Source organism: Prochlorococcus marinus XMU1411 (assembly GCF_017696075.1).
Taxonomy (GTDB): Bacteria; Cyanobacteriota; Cyanobacteriia; order PCC-6307; family Cyanobiaceae; genus Prochlorococcus_A; species Prochlorococcus_A marinus_V.
This window is the reverse complement of sequence record NZ_JAAORI010000006.1, coordinates 59940-78123: the sequence shown is the minus strand read 5'-3', so window position 1 is coordinate 78123 and position 18184 is coordinate 59940. Positions and strand designations below refer to the sequence as shown.

The window sequence follows — 18184 nt, the reverse complement described above, 5'->3', positions numbered from 1 at the left end:
CAATTAATAATTATAAAATTTCCTTAGTTTTATTAACTACGTTTTCAACTGTAAATCCAAAATTTTTCATACATTCTCCCCCTGGTGCTGATGCACCAAACCTATCCATAGTAATACAAATCCCATCAAAACCTGTATATTTATGCCAACCAAATGAATGGGCAGCTTCTACTACGACTCTCTTTTTCACACTACTAGGTAAAACACTTTCTTTGTAAGATTCTTCTTGCTCTTCGAAAAGTTCCACACAAGGCATAGAAACAACTCTAATTTTTTTACCTAAGCTTGAAATTTCCTTACTTGCTTCAATGCAAAGATTTAGTTCGCTTCCAGTACCAATAAATATTAGATCTGGTGTTCCTTCGCAATCGGAAACTATATATCCTCCTAAAGCTACTTTGTCTATCGAAGTATTTTCTTGATTTGGCATACCTTGTCTACTTAAACAAAGGGCTGAAGGTCTTTTTCGATTTTGAATAGCAAGTTTATAAGCTCCACTTGTCTCATTTCCATCTCCTGGTCTGAAAACTAGCATATTAGGCATGGCTCGAAGAGAAGGGATAGTTTCAATAGGTTGATGTGTTGGACCGTCTTCTCCTACACCAATTGAATCATGGGTTAATACATAGATTACGCCTAATTCGCTGAGTGCTGAAAGCCTCATTGAACCTCTCATATAATCGGCGAAAACAAGGAAGGTTCCACCATAAGGAATAAGACCACTATTGTGATAAGCAATACCATTAAGAACAGCTGCCATAGCATGCTCTCGTACACCAAAATGTAGATATCTTTTTTCAGGACTATGAGGCTGGAATGATCCAGTTTCTCCTTTGATATCTGTGTAGTTAGAGTGAGTTAAATCTGCAGATCCACCAATTAATTCAGGTAGGTTAGGCCCTAAAGAACCTAAGCATATTTGTGAATGCTTTCTTGTGGCTAACCCTTTATCGTCGGGTGTATAAGAGGGGAGATCTGAGTCCCAATTTTCTGGTAATTGGCCATTTAACATTCTCTTTAATTCGGCTCCTTCAGATGGGTATTTTTTTTGATATTCTTCAAATTTAGAATTCCATTCTTTCTCTAAGCTTTCGCCTTTATTTATTGATTTTCTAAAGTGCGCATATACTTCATTTGGTATTTCAAATGGAGGATATTCCCAATTTAGAAACTCTCTAGTTAATGCGGCTTCTTCTTCTCCAACAGCTGCTCCATGAATTCCAGCAGTATCTGATTTGTTGGGTGAACCATAACCGATGGTTGTTGAAATTTTTATAATTGAAGGTTTGTCTGTAATTAATTTTGCTTTTTCGATAGCTTCAGTTATTCCTTTAACATCATGATTCCCATCTTCAACATGTTGTATATGCCATCCATAAGCTTCGTATCTTTTTAAAACATCTTCGGTGAAAGAAACGTCGGTTCGCCCATCAATTGTAATTTGATTATCGTCATAGAGTGCAATTAATTTTCCAAGCTTAAGATGACCAGCTAACGAGCAGGCCTCTGATGCGATACCTTCTTGATTACAGCCGTCACCCATTATTACGTAAGTATAGTGATCAACGATATTGCAATCAGGCTTATTAAATTTGGCTGCTAAGTGAGTTTCAGCTATTGCTAGACCAACTGCATTCGAAATTCCTGCTCCGAGAGGCCCAGCTGTAACTTCAACACCTTCAGTTTCAAATGTTTCTGGATGTCCAGGAGTTTTTGATCCCCATTGTCTAAATTCTTTAATATCTTCTATAGATACTGATTTGTATCCTGTTAAATGAAGCAAAGAATATAACAGCATGCAGCCATGACCAGCTGATAATACGAAACGGTCTCTATTGAACCATTTTGGGTTATTGGGATTGTGATTAAGTATGTTTTGCCATAATGCATAACCCATAGGAGCACACCCCATTGGCAATCCAGGATGTCCACTATTAGATTTATTTACTGCATCTACAGCAAGCATTCTTATACTATTTACACAAAGTGATTCTAATGAAATAGATGCAGCGACCATTGTTTTAAAATAAGTTAAGTTGGAAATACAGAATTGGTAATCTTTAATTCATTTTGCTGAAAGCAAGGCAAACATTGTGACCACCAAAGCCGAAAGAATTAGAAAGAGCAACTCCTACTTGAGCTTCTCTTGCATTATTTGGTACATAATCAAGATCACATTCAGGATCTGGATTGACGTAGTTAATTGTAGGAGGGATAAAATTATGTGTCAAAGAAAGTATACAAGCTACAGCTTCTATACCTCCTGAGCCTCCCAGGAGATGACCAGTCATCGACTTAGTAGAGCTTACAGGAATGAGGTAAGATCTGTCTTTAAAAATAGATTTAATTGCAGAAGTTTCATTTTTATCATTAGCTGATGTACTTGTTCCATGAGCATTTATGTAATCAACTTTTTCGAGGCTAAGAGAAGCGTCTTCAATTGCTAAATTGATAGCTTTGGCCCCTCCAACCCCGCCAGGAGATGGAGCAGTAATATGATGCGCATCACATGTTGTTCCATATCCAATTATTTCTGCATAAATTCTCGCATTTCTTTTTTGTGCATTTTCTAAAGTTTCTAAAACAAGAATTCCAGATCCCTCTCCAATAACAAATCCATCTCTTTCCGCATCGAAAGGTCTGCTTGCAGTTAGAGGGCTTTCATTTCTGAAAGAAAGAGCTTTGGCGCTAGCAAAACCAGCTACTCCAAGTGGCGTAATACTTGCTTCTGCTCCTCCACAGACCATTGCATCTGCCTTTCCAAGTTGGAGTAATCTAAAAGAATCACCAATTGCATTTGAACCAGCAGCGCAAGCGGTTGAAACTGCGGAACTTGGTCCTTTTGCACCCAAAGCTATGGCAGCCAATCCAGTTGCCATGTTTGGAATCATCATTGGGACTGTAAATGGACTTACTCTTTTGGGACCTTTATGACTCAATGTTTGAGCTTGACTTTCCATAGTCAGTAAGCCTCCAACACCAGAACCAATAATCACTCCAATTCTTGATGCATTAGCTTCGGTAATTTCAAGTCCAGAATCATTAAAGGCTTGCTTTGCAGCAATAACTCCAAACTGGGAAAAACGATCCCATCTTTTGGATTCTTTAGCTTCAATAAAGTTTTCAGATTGAAGATTTTTTACTTCTGCAGCAAATTTGCAAGGATGTTGTTCAGGATCAAAGAGAGTAATACCTGAAACACCATTAGTTCCTGTTTGAAGACCGACTAAATATTCATCAATGTTATTACCAATTGGAGTTACTGCTCCGATACCAGTAATAACTACTCGATGGAAATTTGGCATTCTTTATTAACCTTTTTTTTCTTCGATGAATTTTACTGCATCGCCAACAGTTGCTATTCCTTCAGCTGCTTCATCAGGAATTTCAATATCAAATGCTTCTTCTAAAGCCATTACGAGTTCAACGGTATCTAGAGAATCGGCACCTAAATCATTTTGGAAATTTGAATCTGATTTCACTTCTCCTGATTCAACGCTTAATTGTTCTGAAACAATAGAACAAACTTTTTCGAGGATTTCTTGTGACATAATTTATGAAAAATTACTAATTATCTATATGATTTTATGCCCTAGAGTTAACAAGAGTGAAGCATATCTTAATTTTTTTAATTTCTTTGTAAGACAATAGTATTATAAAACGAGGTTCAAAAGACAATTTTTACATGTCACACGCAGTTAAAATTTATGACACTTGCATTGGATGTACCCAATGTGTAAGGGCTTGCCCACTTGATGTTTTAGAGATGGTTCCCTGGGATGGCTGTAAAGCTGGCCAAATAGCTTCATCTCCTAGAACAGAAGATTGTGTAGGTTGCAAAAGATGTGAAACGGCATGTCCAACAGACTTCTTAAGTATTCGTGTTTATTTAGGAGATGAAACTTCTAGGAGTATGGGCTTAGCATATTAATTTTTTATAGTGCAGTTTTAAGAGAGTCCATGTTTTAATAAATACGCATTTTATTTCAATATAATTGAAAAAAAAATTCGTATGTGTGGAATAGTAGCTGTAACTGGATATAAAAAGGCTTTACCATTATTAATGAATGGTTTAGAAAAACTTGAATATAGAGGTTATGATTCTGCGGGTATTGCAATTATAAATTCTGAAACAAATTGTATTTCTTGTAATAAAGCAGAAGGAAAACTGAAAAATTTGAAAAGTAATCTTAATGATCATAATATTCCTGGAACTGTAGGTATTGGTCATACTCGATGGGCAACTCATGGAAAGCCTGAGGTTAAAAATGCACATCCTCATACCGATAGCTCAGGAACCATAGCAGTTGTTCAAAATGGCATCATCGAAAATTTCCAAGATTTAAAAAATAAATTAGAGGAAGAGGGTATTATTTTTAATTCTGATACTGATACCGAGGTAATTCCCCATCTCATTCAAAGAGAGTTAAATACATTAAGTAAACTTAATCTTGAGAATAATGGTTCAACATTATTAATAGCTGTGAGAAATGTAATATCTGATTTAGAGGGATCTTATGCTTTGGCAGTTTTATGGGCTGGTGCTCCAACCTCTTTGGTAGTTGCAAGAAGACAAGCGCCCTTGATTATTGGTTTGGGTGAAGGAGAATTTATTTGTGCTAGTGATACTCCAGCTATTGCAAACTTTACTAATATTATTCTGCCTATGGAGGATGAAGAAATAGCTTTATTAACTCCGCTTGGAATTGAAATATATGATTCAAACAACGAGAGACAATACCGAAATCCAGTTTCTTTAAAAGTCTCAGAGCAAATAATGGATAAGATGAATTTCAAACACTATATGCTAAAAGAGATATATGATCAGCCTGAAACAGCACAAAACTGGTTGGATAATTATTTAATTAAAAACTTAGATAATGACCAATATCAAATCAACTATCCTTTTGATACAGAGTTTTTTGAATCAATTGAAAGAATTGAAATTATTGCTTGTGGCACAAGTAAACATGCTGCAATGGTGGGCAGCTTTTTATTAGAACAGTTTTCAGGTATTCCTACAAATGTCTTCTATGCAAGCGAATTTCGATATTCACCACCTCCACTATTGCCAAATACATTAACTATCGGAGTCACTCAATCTGGTGAAACTGCTGATACAATTGCGGCTATCGATATGGAAATTAAAAGACGTTCTTCAATTGAAGATAAAAAATTTCAACCCAATCTTATTGCAATAACAAATAGAAAAGAGAGTTCCATAGGAAGGCAGGTTTCAAATATAATTGATATCTGTGCAGGAATAGAAGTTGGAGTTGCAGCAACAAAAACTTTTTTTGCTCAATTACTTTCTTTTTATGGATTAGCCATAAAATTTGCTCAAATTAAAGGAAATCAAAGTCCTGCTGAAATAGGTAAATTAATAAATGAACTTAAAGAACTTCCACCATTACTGGAAGATCTCTTAGAGAAACATAATAAATCTTCAGAAAAACTTGCACATGACTTTTTTAATATTAAAGATGTTATTTTTTTAGGAAGAGGAATAAATTATCCAATTGCTCTCGAAGGCGCGTTAAAACTTAAAGAAATTAGTTACATACATGCAGCTGGATATCCTGCTGGTGAAATGAAACATGGTCCAATAGCTTTATTAGATAAAAAAGTACCTGTAATTTCAATTGCCTCCCCTGGTGAGGTTTTTGATAAAGTTATAAGCAATGCTCAAGAAGCAAAAGCTAGAGATTCATATTTGATTGGGATTGCTCCTGAATGTAATGGAACAGAAATCTTTGATTATTTAATGAAAGTACCCACCTCAAATGAATGGATTTCACCTCTGGTTAATATAGTCCCTTTACAATTATTGAGTTACCATATTGCAGCTCATAGAGGCCTTGACGTGGATCAACCAAGAAATTTAGCTAAAAGTGTAACTGTGGAATGATTAGTTTTTTACAAATTTTTATTTTTTTAAATTTATAGCTCTAAAAGTCCATTAGGAGGATTGATGATTAAAAAATTATTTTTTATATCTACTAATGGAACTATTTCTTTGACAAAAGGTATAAGAACTTTTTTTTGATTGTTAAATAGTTCAATAATAAGCAAATTATTTTTCTCATTTTCTAAATTAATAACTTTTCCAATTAGTTTTAGTTCATCATTTTCTAAAGTCTTAACCTCCAGATTTATAAGTTCCAACAAGTGGAATTCTTCCTTTTTTAATTTTGGTAGCTTATCAGTTTTTACGAGAATTTTAAAATTTTTAAATTGCTCTGCATGACTTCTTGTATTTATTCCTTGGAGCTTAACTATAAAAATTTCTTTACCCGGCTGTTTGAAACCAGATAAAAGTTCAATTTTAGAGGGAGGTTCATTCTCTTTTTGTAACCATCTCATTCCTGGCTTTAAAAATCTTTCTTCAAAATCACTTAGAGATTTAACTCTTACCTGTCCATTAATTCCATGACAGGATGTTATTAGTCCAACAATCAACCATTCATTCTTATTTATCATATATTGTATTAGTAAGAGTATTTTATGAATTTATCTATTAAACCCATACTTCCAGGTTCTTTTGTTGTTGTAAAAGACACTAACTCTATATATAGAGGATATAAAGGATTTGTACAGAGAGTTACAAATAAAAGAGCAGCTGTTCTTTTTGAAGGGGGCAATTGGGATAAACTCATAACTTTTCAGCTAAAGAATTTAGAAATTGCATAAATATTAAATTTTACCCATAGTAATAAATTTTTCTATCAAAACTCTAGCTGCATTTGTTTCTGCTTGTTTATGAGATTTGCCATATGCAGATGATTTTTTTAATCCTTCGATAAATATATCGCAAGAAAATCTCTTGGGATCCCCATTTTTCTTTGAGACTTCAATTATTTCATAAACTGGCAAATCAAAACCTTTACTTTGACACCATTCTTGCAATACTGTCTTAGATTTGAATTTATATGGAGCTTTTAAAAATATTTCTGAATCTTCCTCCCAAATATCATCTAACCATAGATTTACTTCCTGAATTGAATCAAAGCACTTGTAAACAGCACCGATTAAAGCTTCTGTAGCTTCACCAATTATAGTATTTTTTGAATTTTCATCACCAAGAGCTTTAGGTCCTTTAATTATTAATTTCTCTATACCAATTTCTCCCCCTAATTTAGTTAACCATTGATCACTTACAATTTGTGCTCTTAGCTCTGATCTTTCTCCTACACTCATTTGAGGATATTTTTTTTCAATAAAATTAGAAGCAGCTAATCTAAGTACAGCATCTCCGAAAAATTCCAGTTTTTCGTAATTTATTATTTTGTCCTCTGAGGAATGGATAAATGCTTTATTAAAATTTTGAATCATTGAAATATTTTGTGTTCTAATTATTTCAGAAAATCTTTTTGATTTAATATTTAAAGACTTTAAAAAAGTAGTTATTTGATTAATTCTCTTTGTGTTAAGTATATTTGTCATCTGATTAGAATAATCAAAAGAATTAGAAAGCAGGTCATAAGCCGGGTTCTGTTCATCTTAATTTAGATGGGCAATCATCTATCTAGGACTGGAATTACTTCACAGTCTCAAGCGGCGCTTAATAGTAGATTGTCTAATGGTCATAAATCTACTAAGCCTTGCTCCCAGCCGGGGTTTACCTAGCCAACACTTCTCAATGTTGCTGGTGCGCTCTTACCGCACCCTTGCACCCTTGCCATACATGAAGTATTAGGCGGTATGTTTCTGTGGCACTATCCTCACGGTTACCCGCACTGGGAATTACCCAGCAAGCTTGACCATATGGGAGCCCGGACTTTCCTCAAAAAAGTTTTATTTTGGAAACAAAATAAAACTTTTTTGCGATTGCCTCTCCTGCTTTCATTTAGCATAATGCTTAATACTCCAAAAATCATCTATTGGGGCTGTAGCTCAGCAGGATAGAGCAACGGTTTCCTAAACCGTAGGTCGTGGGTTCGAATCCCGCCAGTCCCGTAAAAATAAAAAACTATATGTAGTATGTGTGCAAATTTGCTACTCTCTAGCTAGCGTATAAATAGTAATAAATCTTTTATGGCTAAGTTGCATGATATGCGTTTAAAGCTCTTAATTCAACAAGAGCATGAACGCATTTCTAAATCCCAACCTAATGATTTAGATCTTTCTATAGTTCAAGCAAGATGCCTGTGTTGGCTTGCTTTATTGGCGGAAGCTCACGAAGACCAAGCAAATGATGCTGAAAAAAGAGGAGATGCTGAGCAAGCAATGGGATGGTTTGCTGATTCTATGAGACTAAGAGATGTTATTAATTTGGTTACTAGTATTGAGATACCTTTGCCAGATAGTCCGGATTCACTTGATGAAAATGACGAATTATTGGATGGTCCGACAATTTTGCCTAAATAGTGAGATGATATAAGAAGAATTATATTTTCTTTTGCCTGAAGAACCATGTCAATGCTCTGACTGTCAGAGATTTTATAAGGAGCATGATCGACTTATTAGGGAATTTCCTACTTTTAAGCAGCAACAAGAATTGAATTGGGCATCTATTCAATCGTTCAGAACACTTTGTATCAAAGTTACTCATGAGTTGCAGAGTGAATTATCTCAAAGAGAATCAAATAAAGATATCAGTCCCGAACAAAAACATATTTCTGATATAGAAATTACTGAAGCTTTAGATGAACTTGAAAGTGTTAATGCCTATTTATATTCAATTGAAGCATTAATGGAAAGAATATTGGATACAAAAATTTCAAACAATATTGAATCAAAATTTAAGGAAATTGCTAATGAATTAGCTCCAGATCCATTAAATATTGATCGATTAATTTTGAATAGATTATTTCATCAAACCCCAGATTCACCAGATAAGAAAAATATTAATTAGTTAATTCTTCGACATCACAAGTAATTTCTACAGGCATTGGAAATACCTTCCAAATAGATTTGCAGTATTCTCTAATAGATCTATCTGAAGAAAAATATCCTGACCTAGCAGTATTTAATAATGCCATTTTGTTCCAGGATTTTTTATTATTCCAGCAGTTACTGACTTCATCCTGTTTATTTAAGTAGTCTTCAAAGTCAGCCATAACAAAAAATGGGTCATATCCAGTTAAGCTATTTAGTAAAGGTTTAAATAATTCTTTATCCCCATTACTAAAGTGCCCAATTTCGATTAGGCGTATTACCTCTTTAAGCTCTGGGCATTGATCAATAAAAGTTTTTGGGGAGTAATTATTATTTTTTAAATCCATAATTTCGCTTTCAGTTTTACCAAAAAGAAAGAAATTCTCTTTTTTTACAAGATCTCTTAATTCCACATTAGCTCCATCTAAGGTTCCAATAGTTAAAGCTCCATTCATAGCAAACTTCATATTTCCAGTTCCAGAGGCTTCTTTACCAGCAGTTGAAATTTGTTCTGAAAGATCCGTTGCGGGATAAACTATTTCACCAAGTTTTACGTTGTAATCTGGTAGAAATACAACCCTTAATAAACCATCCATATCTGGATCAGAATTAACTACGTCAGCAATACCATTAATGAATCGAATCATTAGCTTTGCCATAAAGTAACCTGGCGCAGCTTTACCTCCAAATATTATTGTTCTTGGGACTTCATACTTATTTTTACCATTTTTGATTCTTAGATATTGAGCAATAATTTGTAGTGCGTTTAAATGTTGTCTTTTATATTGATGAATTCTTTTTACCTGAACATCAAATAAACTTGATGGGTCTACGAGTATTCCAGTTTTCGAATGGATAAAACTAGCTAATTTTCTTTTGCCATTTAATTTGGTTTCCTCAAATTTTTGTAAAAAATTGTTGTCATCTTTTTTTTCTTCTAACTTCTTAAGAAGTTCCATATTTGTTATCCAATTAGGACCAACTTCTTCTTCAAGAAGGTTAGATAAAGATGGATTAGATAGTGCAACCCATCTTCTTGGAGTAACCCCGTTAGTTACATTTGTAAATTTTTCAGGCCATAGAGCTGCGAATTCTGGAAGAAGTTGTCTTTTAATTAGATCTGAGTGAAGAGCTGCGACACCATTTATATGATGCGCCCCGATTGTAGCTAAGTGAGCCATACGAACTGATTTTGAGCCTTCTTCATCAATTATTGAGAGTTTTTGAAGGATTTTGTCATCACCTGGATAACGTAGTCTTAATTGTTGTAGGAATCTCCAATTAATTTCATAAATAATTTCTAGATGACGAGGAAGAAGATCATTAAATAAACTTAAATCCCATTTTTCTAAAGCTTCTGGTAGTAATGTGTGGTTGGTATAAGCAACTGAGGAAGTTGTTATATTCCAGGCTTTATCCCAACCTATTTGATATTGGTCAATTAGAAGTCTCATTAATTCTGCAACTGCAATAGCAGGATGAGTATCGTTTAATTGGACTGTCCAATGCTCAGGGAATTCTGTTATTGGTATTGATCTTTTTTCAAGGCTTCTAAGCATATCCTGAAGAGAACAACTTACAAAAAAGTGTTGTTGTTTGAGTCTTAATCTTCTGCCTTCGTCAGTTCCATCATTTGGATACAGAACTTTTGAAAGAGTTTCAGATGCAACTTTTTCTTCTACTGCTCCATAGTAATCACCAATATTGAAAGCATAAAAATCAAAACTTTCTGTTGCATCAGCTCTCCATAATCTTAATCTGTCACATGTATTTACTCTGTATCCTAAGACTGGAACATCATGGGGAACACCTATTGCATGTTCAGAAGGTATCCATCTTGATCTGTAATTTCCTTTGTCGTCTCTATAACTTTCAGTTCTTCCTCCAAAACCAACAAAACATGATTCATCAGGTTGTGGGAGTTCCCAAGGCCATCCACCTTTTAGCCATTTGTCAGTAACTTCAACTTGCCATCCATCTCTAATTAATTGATTAAATATGCCAAATTCGTAGCGAATACCATAACCAACTGCTGGTACTTGTAGAGATGCTAATGATTCCATATAACATGCCGCAAGTCGGCCAAGACCACCATTACCTAATCCAGGCTCCTCCTCTACTTCAAGGATTGTTGATAAAGATTCAATACCAAATCTTTTTAAAGCATCTTCTGCCTCTTGAGTTATGCCTAGATTAAGAAGGTTATTACTTAATTGAGGTCCTATTAAGAATTCTGCTGATAAGTAAGCTACAGTTTTTTGTGGTTTTTTTCTTATTAATTCTTGGCTGGCTAAATACCTTGTCATTAGCCTATCTTTAACTGCGTAACTCAAGGCCATATACAAATCGTGAGGACTTGCAGAAGTTGCTAACTTTCCAAGAGTGTAGAAAAGATGAGCTGTCATTCCTTGAAAAACAGCATCTGAATCCATGCCAGCTTTCTCAGGATCTAAATAGCAGCCAGGTGTAGGCAAGCGTAGATCGAAGGGTTCGTTGGAATTCATTGGATTAGCCATATATCAGACAATAGCCATTTTTTTGAAAATTTCTTTGTTGTAACTTCAGATCCACACTTGTTGAGTATTTTTGCTTTTTTCTTACATATTTCTTAAAGTGGGCCCTCTATAAACTATCTTCCAATTAGATAGTTTATTTTTTCTCTCATTTCATATGTATTCTTTACTTGCTGAATTAAGTGCACATGATTTAGAAGTTGCTGAAACTTTGATAGGAGTTATAAGGTTTCTCCTGATATTTTTAGCTGCAAGAGCATTAGCAGAAGTATTAGTAAGGCTAAGTTTACCAACGATAGTTGGTGAGCTGCTCGCAGGGGTTGTAATAGGGGCATCAGGATTCCATTTGTTGATACCGCCCTCGGCAGGAACCGAACTAAATGAAGGACTTGTAAATGTTATTAGCTCGTTGGCGTCAATCCCCCCAGAAGCAGTACCTGAAGTTTATTTCGAAAGTTTTCCATCCCTCCAAGCAGTAGCAACTCTCGGCTTATATGCTCTTTTATTTTTAACAGGATTAGAAAGTGAGTTAGAGGAATTAGTAGCTGTAGGAGCTCAAGCTTTTACAGTTGCTATGGCTGGTGTAATTTTACCTTTTGCCTTTGGAACTCTCGGATTAATGTTTATTTTCCAGGTAGATCTAATTCCAGCAGTTTTTGCTGGAGCATCTATGACAGCAACAAGTATAGGAATTACTGCTAGTGTTTTTGGTGAGTTGGGATATTTAAAAACCAGAGAGGGACAGATTGTTATTGGTGCAGCAGTACTAGACGATATTTTGGGAATTGTAATTTTGGCTGTTGTTGTGGCTCTTGCTGCAGGAGGTACTTTAGAAATTGCTCCTATTGTTAAATTAGTTGCTGCAGCTGTAGTATTTGTTATTGCTGCTATCGCATTAAGTAGAACAGCAGCCCCAGGGTTTGATTGGTTATTAGATAGATTAAAGGCTCCTGGAGCCGTAGTGGTAGCTTCTTTTGTGATACTTGTGCTGTGTTGTTTTGTCGCAACAGCTATTGGATTGGAAGCAGCTTTAGGTGCTTTTGCAGCAGGACTAATTCTTAGTAGTTCTAAAAATAATCACGCAATCCAACAATCCGTTTTACCTTTAGTATCCTTATTCGCAACTATTTTCTTCGTATTAGTAGGAGCTGGAATGGATTTATCAGTTATCAATCCACTTGATCCAACAAGTAGGTCAGCTCTTGTAGTTGCAGGATTTTTATTAGTTGTAGCAATTATTGGAAAAATTGCTGCAGGATGGGTATTTTCGAGTGATAAACCTACTAATAGATTAGTTGTAGGTTTGGGCATGATGCCTAGAGGAGAGGTTGGTTTGATTTTCCTTGGGCTAGGAACAAGCGCTAAGTTGTTAACTCCTTCTCTTGAAGCAGCTATTTTATTAATGGTTATAGGAACTACATTTCTTGCACCTGTTCTCTTGAGAATTGTTCTAAAAGATAAGCCACCAAATGATGGCAATAAAATTTCAGATGATGTTGCAGCTGATCCTGTAGGTCTTCTTTAGGAAATAATTTTATTAGTATTAACTAATATAGTATTTTCATTAAATGGAAAAATCAGCTCTGATAGATAGCGATGTAAATTATGACTGGAATTTTTTAAATTACCCAATACATACTATTTCTGCTAAGCCTGAGCAAACATCAAAAGAATGTGCAATTTTATTAATTCATGGTTTTGGGGCATCTACGGATCACTGGAGATTCAATATCCCTATTTTGAGTAGCAAATATGAAGTTCATGCGATGGATCTTCTCGGTTTTGGAAAAAGTCCTAAGCCCCAAGATGTTGAATACTCAGGATCTTTATGGAAGGATCAGGTTGTTGCTTATGTACAAGAGAAAATAAAAAAACCCACAGTTGTTGTTGGAAATTCATTAGGTGGTTATGCAGCATTAGCAGCTGGTGCAGAATTAAATGATCTAAATGCAGGAGTGATATTACTGAATGCTGCAGGATATTTTAGTGAAGAAAAAACTATCAAAAAGAATATGTTGCAAACTTCAATTGAAACAGTTGCCGGCATATTTTTGAAAAATATTATTCTTCAACGTTTGATTTTTGAAAATATGAGAAATCCAAAAAATATTAAAAAAACTTTGAATCAAGTTTATGTTGATAAAAAAAATGTTGATGATTTTTTAGTTGAGTCAATAAGGAAGCCTTCATTAGATTTCGGAGCTTTTAATGTTTTTAGAAGTGTATTTAACCCGTCAGGTCCTCAGGGATTGCCGTTGGATAAGCTATTCGCAAAACTAAATGCACCATTATTACTTCTTTGGGGAGGGAAAGATCCATGGATGAACACTCCAAAAAAAAGAAATCTATATAAAAAATTTACACCAAAGAATACAAAAGAAATTATTCTTGATGCAGGACATTGCCCTCATGATGAGATACCTGAATTAGTTAATCAGCATATTTTGGATTGGGTTGATTCTCTTTAAGTAATAATCGTGAAGCTTGAATTATCTAATAAGGATCAAGGAATTTTTGTCTTTCAATTAGATAAAAATAATTACATTAAATTTTGTCCTGAAAGAGGAGGCGTTATTACAAATTGGGTTTCGGATGGTAATGAAATCCTTTATTTCGATGAAACAAGATTTATGGACAAGACAAAAAGTATTAGAGGAGGTATTCCAATCTTGTTTCCAATTTGTGGGAATCTTAATACCTCTAGTTCAGTATTTGGAAATGGTTATTTGCAATTACCACAACATGGTTTCGCTAGGGATTTGCAATGGCAATACTCCTTCCATGAAAATGAAAAATTTTTATGCTTATTCTTAAATGCATCTAAACAAACCAAAAAATATTATCCTTTTGATTTCGAACTAAAAATAGAAGTTATTTTAAAAATTAACTTTTTAGAATTTGAAATTACAATCCAGAACAAAACAGATTTTGCTATGCCTATAAATTTTGGTTTGCATCCTTATTTTAATGTTTCAGATTTCAAAAATTTAGAGTTTGTTGATAATCCACTTAATTGTCAGGATCAAGAAAGAAATACTATAAGTAATACTTTGGATGAATTAAACAAAATTAATTTAGGAGTTGATCTTCTTATGTATACTTCCGGTAGAAGCTCTTTTAGAGATAAGATTTTTAAAAGAGAGGTAACTTTAAATCATCCATATCCTTTTGATTTAGGCGTTATTTGGAGTGATCCTCCAAGAAGAATGATATGTCTCGAACCTTGGACTAGTCCCCGTAATTCTTTTGTTGATGGATTCAGAAACATTATGATTCCTTCAAATGATAGTAAAAGGTTAAATGCTTCAATACAAATAAAATCACTTAAGTAATTTTGCAATACTTATGAAATTTGTCGTTATAGATGATGATCCCACAGGCTCTCAAACTGTTCACGATTGCTTATTACTGCTTAAGTGGGACTGCTCAACTTTAGTCAAAGGTTTTGAATCTAAATCTAATTTATTTTTTATTTTGGCTAACACAAGGTCACTATCAGAAAATGATGCGAAATTAACAATAGAGGAAATTTGCAAAAATCTTAAGACTGTAATTACTTCTCAAGCCTATGAAGAAGAAATTATTTTTATAAGTAGAGGAGACTCTACTCTTCGAGGACATAACTTTTTAGAGCCAATTGCTCTAAATAGTTGCTTAGGTCCTTTCGATGCTACTTTTCATATTCCAGCTTTCATTGAGGGTAAAAGATTAACAATTAATGGATCTCATTTTGTTGATAAAACTCCTATTAGTGAAACAATTTTTGCAACAGATAAAATTTTTGGATATGAGACAAGTAATGTCAAGAGTCTTTTATTTCAGCAGAGTAAATCGCAAATAAATTTTGAAGATATTCAAAATCTCTTATTGTCAGATATCGAAATGCTAAATGATAAAGAAAATAATATTGTTTTTAACACACTAAAGAACTTGAAGAATAATAAACATGTAGTTGTAGATGTAGAAAATTATTCTCAACTAAAAAAATTTTCTTTAGTAATTAAAAAATTAATTAAACAAAAAAAATTCCTTTTTCGAACTGCAGCAAGTTTTATAAGTTCAATTTCTGAAAAAAAAAGTGTCTCACAGAGTGAAATATTTTTCTCTAATTTAAGAACAAGAAAGAAAGAAAAGAGTTTTCTTCCAGGACTGATAATTGTTGGATCTTATGTAGAACTTTCAACAATACAATTGAATAATTTATTAGAGATAAGTAATTGCAATCCAATTGAATTAGATGTTTTTGAATTCTTTAAAATTAATTCATCAGATAATAATCAGAAGCGAAGGAATTTTTTTAAAAATAAATTGTTGAAAGAAATTAGATTTTCTTTTGAGAAAGGAAAAACTCCTGTTTTGTTTACTTCAAGAAAATTTATGTCTTTAGATGCTTCTGAACTATTTAATTTTTATAATTTACTTGCTTGTTTTATTGCTGAATTAGTCGCAGATTTGAAGTATGAAATAGGATATTTGATTTCAAAAGGTGGAATAACAACAAATTTGATTCTTAGTAAAGGGCTTAATGCAGATTATGTTTATCTTGAAGGACAGATTTTAACTGGCATTTCAGTGGTGACTTACAATCTAAAAAATGGCGCAAAACTTCCAATTGTTACTCATCCTGGAAACATTGGCACTAAAGATTCACTGGTTAATATTTGGAAAGTTTTTGAAAATAAAAATAATTTTTAAAATTAGAAATTTGAGATAATTTCTTCAGCAAAACTGCTGCAGGATAAGGGTTCTACTTTTGGTACCATTAAGCGTGCTAGATCATAAGTGACTTTTTTTTGCTCTATTGCCTTACTTAAACCATTAGTAATTAAGTTAGCTGCCTCATCCCAACCAAAATATTCAAGCATCATTACACCACTAAGAATTACTGAGCCTGGATTAATCTTATTTAAGCCTGCATGTTTTGGCGCAGTACCGTGCGTAGCTTCGAAAATTGCTGCATTATCTCCAATATTTGCGCCAGGAGCCATACCTAGACCACCAACAATTGCTGCAGCTGCATCAGAAACATAGTCTCCATTGAGATTTAAGGTTGCAAGAATTGAATATTCTTGAGGTCTAGTTTGAATTTGTTGAAATATACTATCAGCTATCCGATCATCAACAAGAATAAGTTTTTTCCATTTTCCATTTCCATGAGAATTTGATATTGATGCAATAACTTCTTTAATTTCTTCGCAAATGAATGCTTTTTTGTTATTTGTAAGCTTGTCAAAACCTGGTTCAATTTTTCGAGCATTATTTTCAATTGTAATTTCTGGATTTTTCTGAATATTATCTAAAATCCAGCTTTCTCTTTCTGTAATGCAATCATCTCTAAATTCATTTACTGCTAATTCATATCCCCAATCTCTAAATGCACCTTCTGTATACTTCATAATATTCCCTTTATGTACAAGAGTCACATGCCTTTTATCTCCTGATAATCTTTTGGCATGTTCAATAGCTTTTCTAATATGCCTTTGGCTACCAGATTTACTCACTGGTTTTATTCCAATACCTGATCCATTAGGTATAGATCTATTTTTTAAATTTTTACTTTTTGGTATGACAACGTTATTTAAGTGATTAATTAATTCAAGACAATTATTATCCTCCGCTTCCCATTCAATTCCCATATAGATATCTTCAGTATTTTCTCTATAAACAATAACGTCTAAATTTTGGGGATTTTTGTGAGGGCTTGGAGTTCCTGAATAATATTTGCATGGTCTAACACAGCTGTATAAATCAAATATTTGCCTTAATGCAACATTAAGAGATCTAATGCCTCCACCGATGGGAGTCGTTAAAGGACCTTTAATGGCTACACCAAAGTGTTTGATTGCTTCAATAGTATCTTGAGGGAGGTAGTTATATGTTCCATAAAGTTCACAAGCTTCATCGCCTGCATAGACTTTAAACCAATTAATTTTTCTTTCATCTCCATAGCTTTTTTTAATAGCTGAATCAAGAACGATTTGAGTTGCAGGCCAAATATCAACTCCAGTACCATCACCCCTAATAAATGGGACAATTGGATTATTAGGAACATTAGGTTTGCCTTGATTAAAAGTTATTATCTCTCCTTCATTAGGTAAACTTAATTTTTCAAATTTTGGCATAGCATAGAATTAATAAAAGATAACTCATTGAAGTTCCTCGTATTGTAATTTGCGATGAGTTATTTTCTTTAAAACCTAGAAATTTATTATTCAAATGTGAATAGAGAATAGTTTATTGATCAGCATTTCAACATCTTTATTAAAAGAAAAAGTAGTTAATAAGCAAGTTAAAGGAAATTATGTCATTTTCAAAAAAATACTCAGCTACTTATGAATGCGAGTTCAAATGTAAGTAATGTTGAAATAGCTAATAAAATTGCTTCCACTGCAGCTTTGTTTCGGAAATATTTTCCAGATGCAAGCGTAAACTTTAGTCCCTGGGACAATTCAAATAATGAATCCATGCAAGATACTATTGATTTTGCTTTCCATTTCCCTGGTTGGAGTCCCCTTATTGAATGTAGAGCAATACTCCTACAATTAAGAATTGAAAATGATAATAATCGCAGAGTTCCGAAATTGTTAGGAATAATAATGCGAGGTATGATTGTTCCCTCCGAGAGATGGAGAGTGGCTACCATCGGTGATTGGGAAATGACTGGTACTCATTTACCGCAAAAGGAACAAAAAGATAACCTTTTTTTGGTTTGTAAAGAACTTTATAAGCTATTCTCTACAACATCCGCTGGTAACAAAAATTAGCTGTTTTATGTATTTTCCTTGTAGATTAAA

General features: G+C 33.7%; 17 protein-coding genes, 1 tRNA gene and 1 other RNA gene. 11 read left to right on the top strand and 8 right to left on the bottom strand.

The genetic code is table 11. The features are described 5' to 3' along the window. Positions 1–10: 10 nt before the first annotated feature. The 3 genes from tkt to acpP are packed head-to-tail and all read right to left on the bottom strand — an operon-like array spanning position 11 to position 3551. Complete coding sequence (tkt, locus tag HA145_RS09000) at positions 11–2017, bottom strand: transketolase (RefSeq protein WP_209128801.1); 2007 nt, start codon at positions 2015–2017, stop codon at positions 11–13. A 43-nt stretch (positions 2018–2060) separates the two neighbouring features. Continuing rightward, complete coding sequence (gene fabF / locus HA145_RS08995; protein WP_209128800.1) at positions 2061–3305, bottom strand: beta-ketoacyl-ACP synthase II; 1245 nt, start codon at positions 3303–3305, stop codon at positions 2061–2063. Positions 3306–3311: 6 nt separating this feature from the next. Beyond that, entirely contained in the window at positions 3312–3551 is a 240-nt protein-coding gene (gene acpP / locus HA145_RS08990) for an acyl carrier protein (protein WP_209128799.1), read from the bottom strand. Positions 3552–3685: 134 nt separating this feature from the next. Between acpP and psaC the strand changes: the two genes are divergently transcribed. After that, positions 3686–3931, top strand: coding sequence for a photosystem I iron-sulfur center protein PsaC (gene psaC, locus HA145_RS08985; RefSeq protein WP_007099573.1), 246 nt, complete (start codon positions 3686–3688; stop codon positions 3929–3931). 81 nt (positions 3932–4012) lie between these two features. Further along, positions 4013–5908, top strand: a complete 1896-nt coding sequence (gene glmS, locus HA145_RS08980; RefSeq protein ID WP_209128798.1) for a glutamine--fructose-6-phosphate transaminase (isomerizing) — start codon at positions 4013–4015, stop codon at positions 5906–5908. Between the two features lie 32 nt (positions 5909–5940). On the opposite strand, the gene rimM is transcribed toward glmS, so the two are convergent. Then, the gene (gene rimM / locus HA145_RS08975) at positions 5941–6480 is read right to left on the bottom strand and encodes a ribosome maturation factor RimM (protein WP_209128797.1); all 540 of its coding nucleotides are present in this window, start codon (positions 6478–6480) and stop codon (positions 5941–5943) included. 24 nt (positions 6481–6504) lie between these two features. Between rimM and HA145_RS08970 the strand changes: the two genes are divergently transcribed. Continuing rightward, on the top strand, positions 6505–6690 hold the full coding sequence (locus HA145_RS08970) for an NAD(P)H dehydrogenase subunit NdhS (RefSeq protein WP_209128796.1): 186 nt from the start codon (positions 6505–6507) through the stop codon (positions 6688–6690). Between the two features lie 3 nt (positions 6691–6693). Here the strand turns inward: HA145_RS08970 and HA145_RS08965 are convergent, their stop codons facing one another. Beyond that, complete coding sequence (locus HA145_RS08965) at positions 6694–7443, bottom strand: ribonuclease III family protein (RefSeq protein ID WP_209128795.1); 750 nt, start codon at positions 7441–7443, stop codon at positions 6694–6696. 21 nt (positions 7444–7464) lie between these two features. Further along, an RNA gene (gene rnpB / locus HA145_RS08960) (RNase P RNA component class A) lies at positions 7465–7844 on the bottom strand. 38 nt (positions 7845–7882) lie between these two features. On the opposite strand from rnpB, the gene HA145_RS08955 reads away from it, so the two are divergent. From HA145_RS08955 to HA145_RS08945, 3 genes are all read left to right on the top strand, one after another. Continuing rightward, a tRNA-Arg gene (locus HA145_RS08955) sits at positions 7883–7956 on the top strand. A gap of 78 nt (positions 7957–8034) precedes the next feature. Next, positions 8035–8367, top strand: coding sequence for a hypothetical protein (locus HA145_RS08950; RefSeq protein WP_011377237.1), 333 nt, complete (start codon positions 8035–8037; stop codon positions 8365–8367). Positions 8368–8398: 31 nt separating this feature from the next. Continuing rightward, entirely contained in the window at positions 8399–8854 is a 456-nt protein-coding gene (locus tag HA145_RS08945) for a hypothetical protein (RefSeq protein ID WP_209128794.1), read from the top strand. Here HA145_RS08945 and HA145_RS08940 read toward each other — a convergent pair. Next, on the bottom strand, positions 8847–11393 hold the full coding sequence (locus HA145_RS08940; protein WP_209128793.1) for a glycogen/starch/alpha-glucan phosphorylase: 2547 nt from the start codon (positions 11391–11393) through the stop codon (positions 8847–8849). The genes HA145_RS08945 and HA145_RS08940 overlap by 8 nt on opposite strands. A 154-nt stretch (positions 11394–11547) precedes the next feature. On the opposite strand from HA145_RS08940, the gene HA145_RS08935 reads away from it, so the two are divergent. Genes HA145_RS08935 through HA145_RS08920 form a run of 4 tightly spaced genes read left to right on the top strand, consistent with a single transcriptional unit; the run spans position 11548 to position 16085 of the window. Beyond that, positions 11548–12915, top strand: a complete 1368-nt coding sequence (locus HA145_RS08935; protein WP_209128792.1) for a cation:proton antiporter — start codon at positions 11548–11550, stop codon at positions 12913–12915. A gap of 43 nt (positions 12916–12958) precedes the next feature. After that, on the top strand, positions 12959–13858 hold the full coding sequence (locus HA145_RS08930) for an alpha/beta fold hydrolase (RefSeq protein ID WP_209128791.1): 900 nt from the start codon (positions 12959–12961) through the stop codon (positions 13856–13858). Between the two features lie 9 nt (positions 13859–13867). Next, positions 13868–14722, top strand: a complete 855-nt coding sequence (locus tag HA145_RS08925) for a galactose mutarotase (protein ID WP_209128790.1) — start codon at positions 13868–13870, stop codon at positions 14720–14722. Between the two features lie 13 nt (positions 14723–14735). Beyond that, complete coding sequence (locus tag HA145_RS08920; protein WP_209128789.1) at positions 14736–16085, top strand: four-carbon acid sugar kinase family protein; 1350 nt, start codon at positions 14736–14738, stop codon at positions 16083–16085. 2 nt (positions 16086–16087) lie between these two features. Here HA145_RS08920 and HA145_RS08915 read toward each other — a convergent pair whose 3' ends face one another. Further along, complete coding sequence (locus tag HA145_RS08915; protein WP_209128788.1) at positions 16088–17512, bottom strand: NADP-dependent isocitrate dehydrogenase; 1425 nt, start codon at positions 17510–17512, stop codon at positions 16088–16090. Between the two features lie 210 nt (positions 17513–17722). On the opposite strand from HA145_RS08915, the gene HA145_RS08910 reads away from it, so the two are divergent. After that, complete coding sequence (locus HA145_RS08910; protein ID WP_209128787.1) at positions 17723–18154, top strand: hypothetical protein; 432 nt, start codon at positions 17723–17725, stop codon at positions 18152–18154. Positions 18155–18184 lie beyond the last annotated feature (30 nt).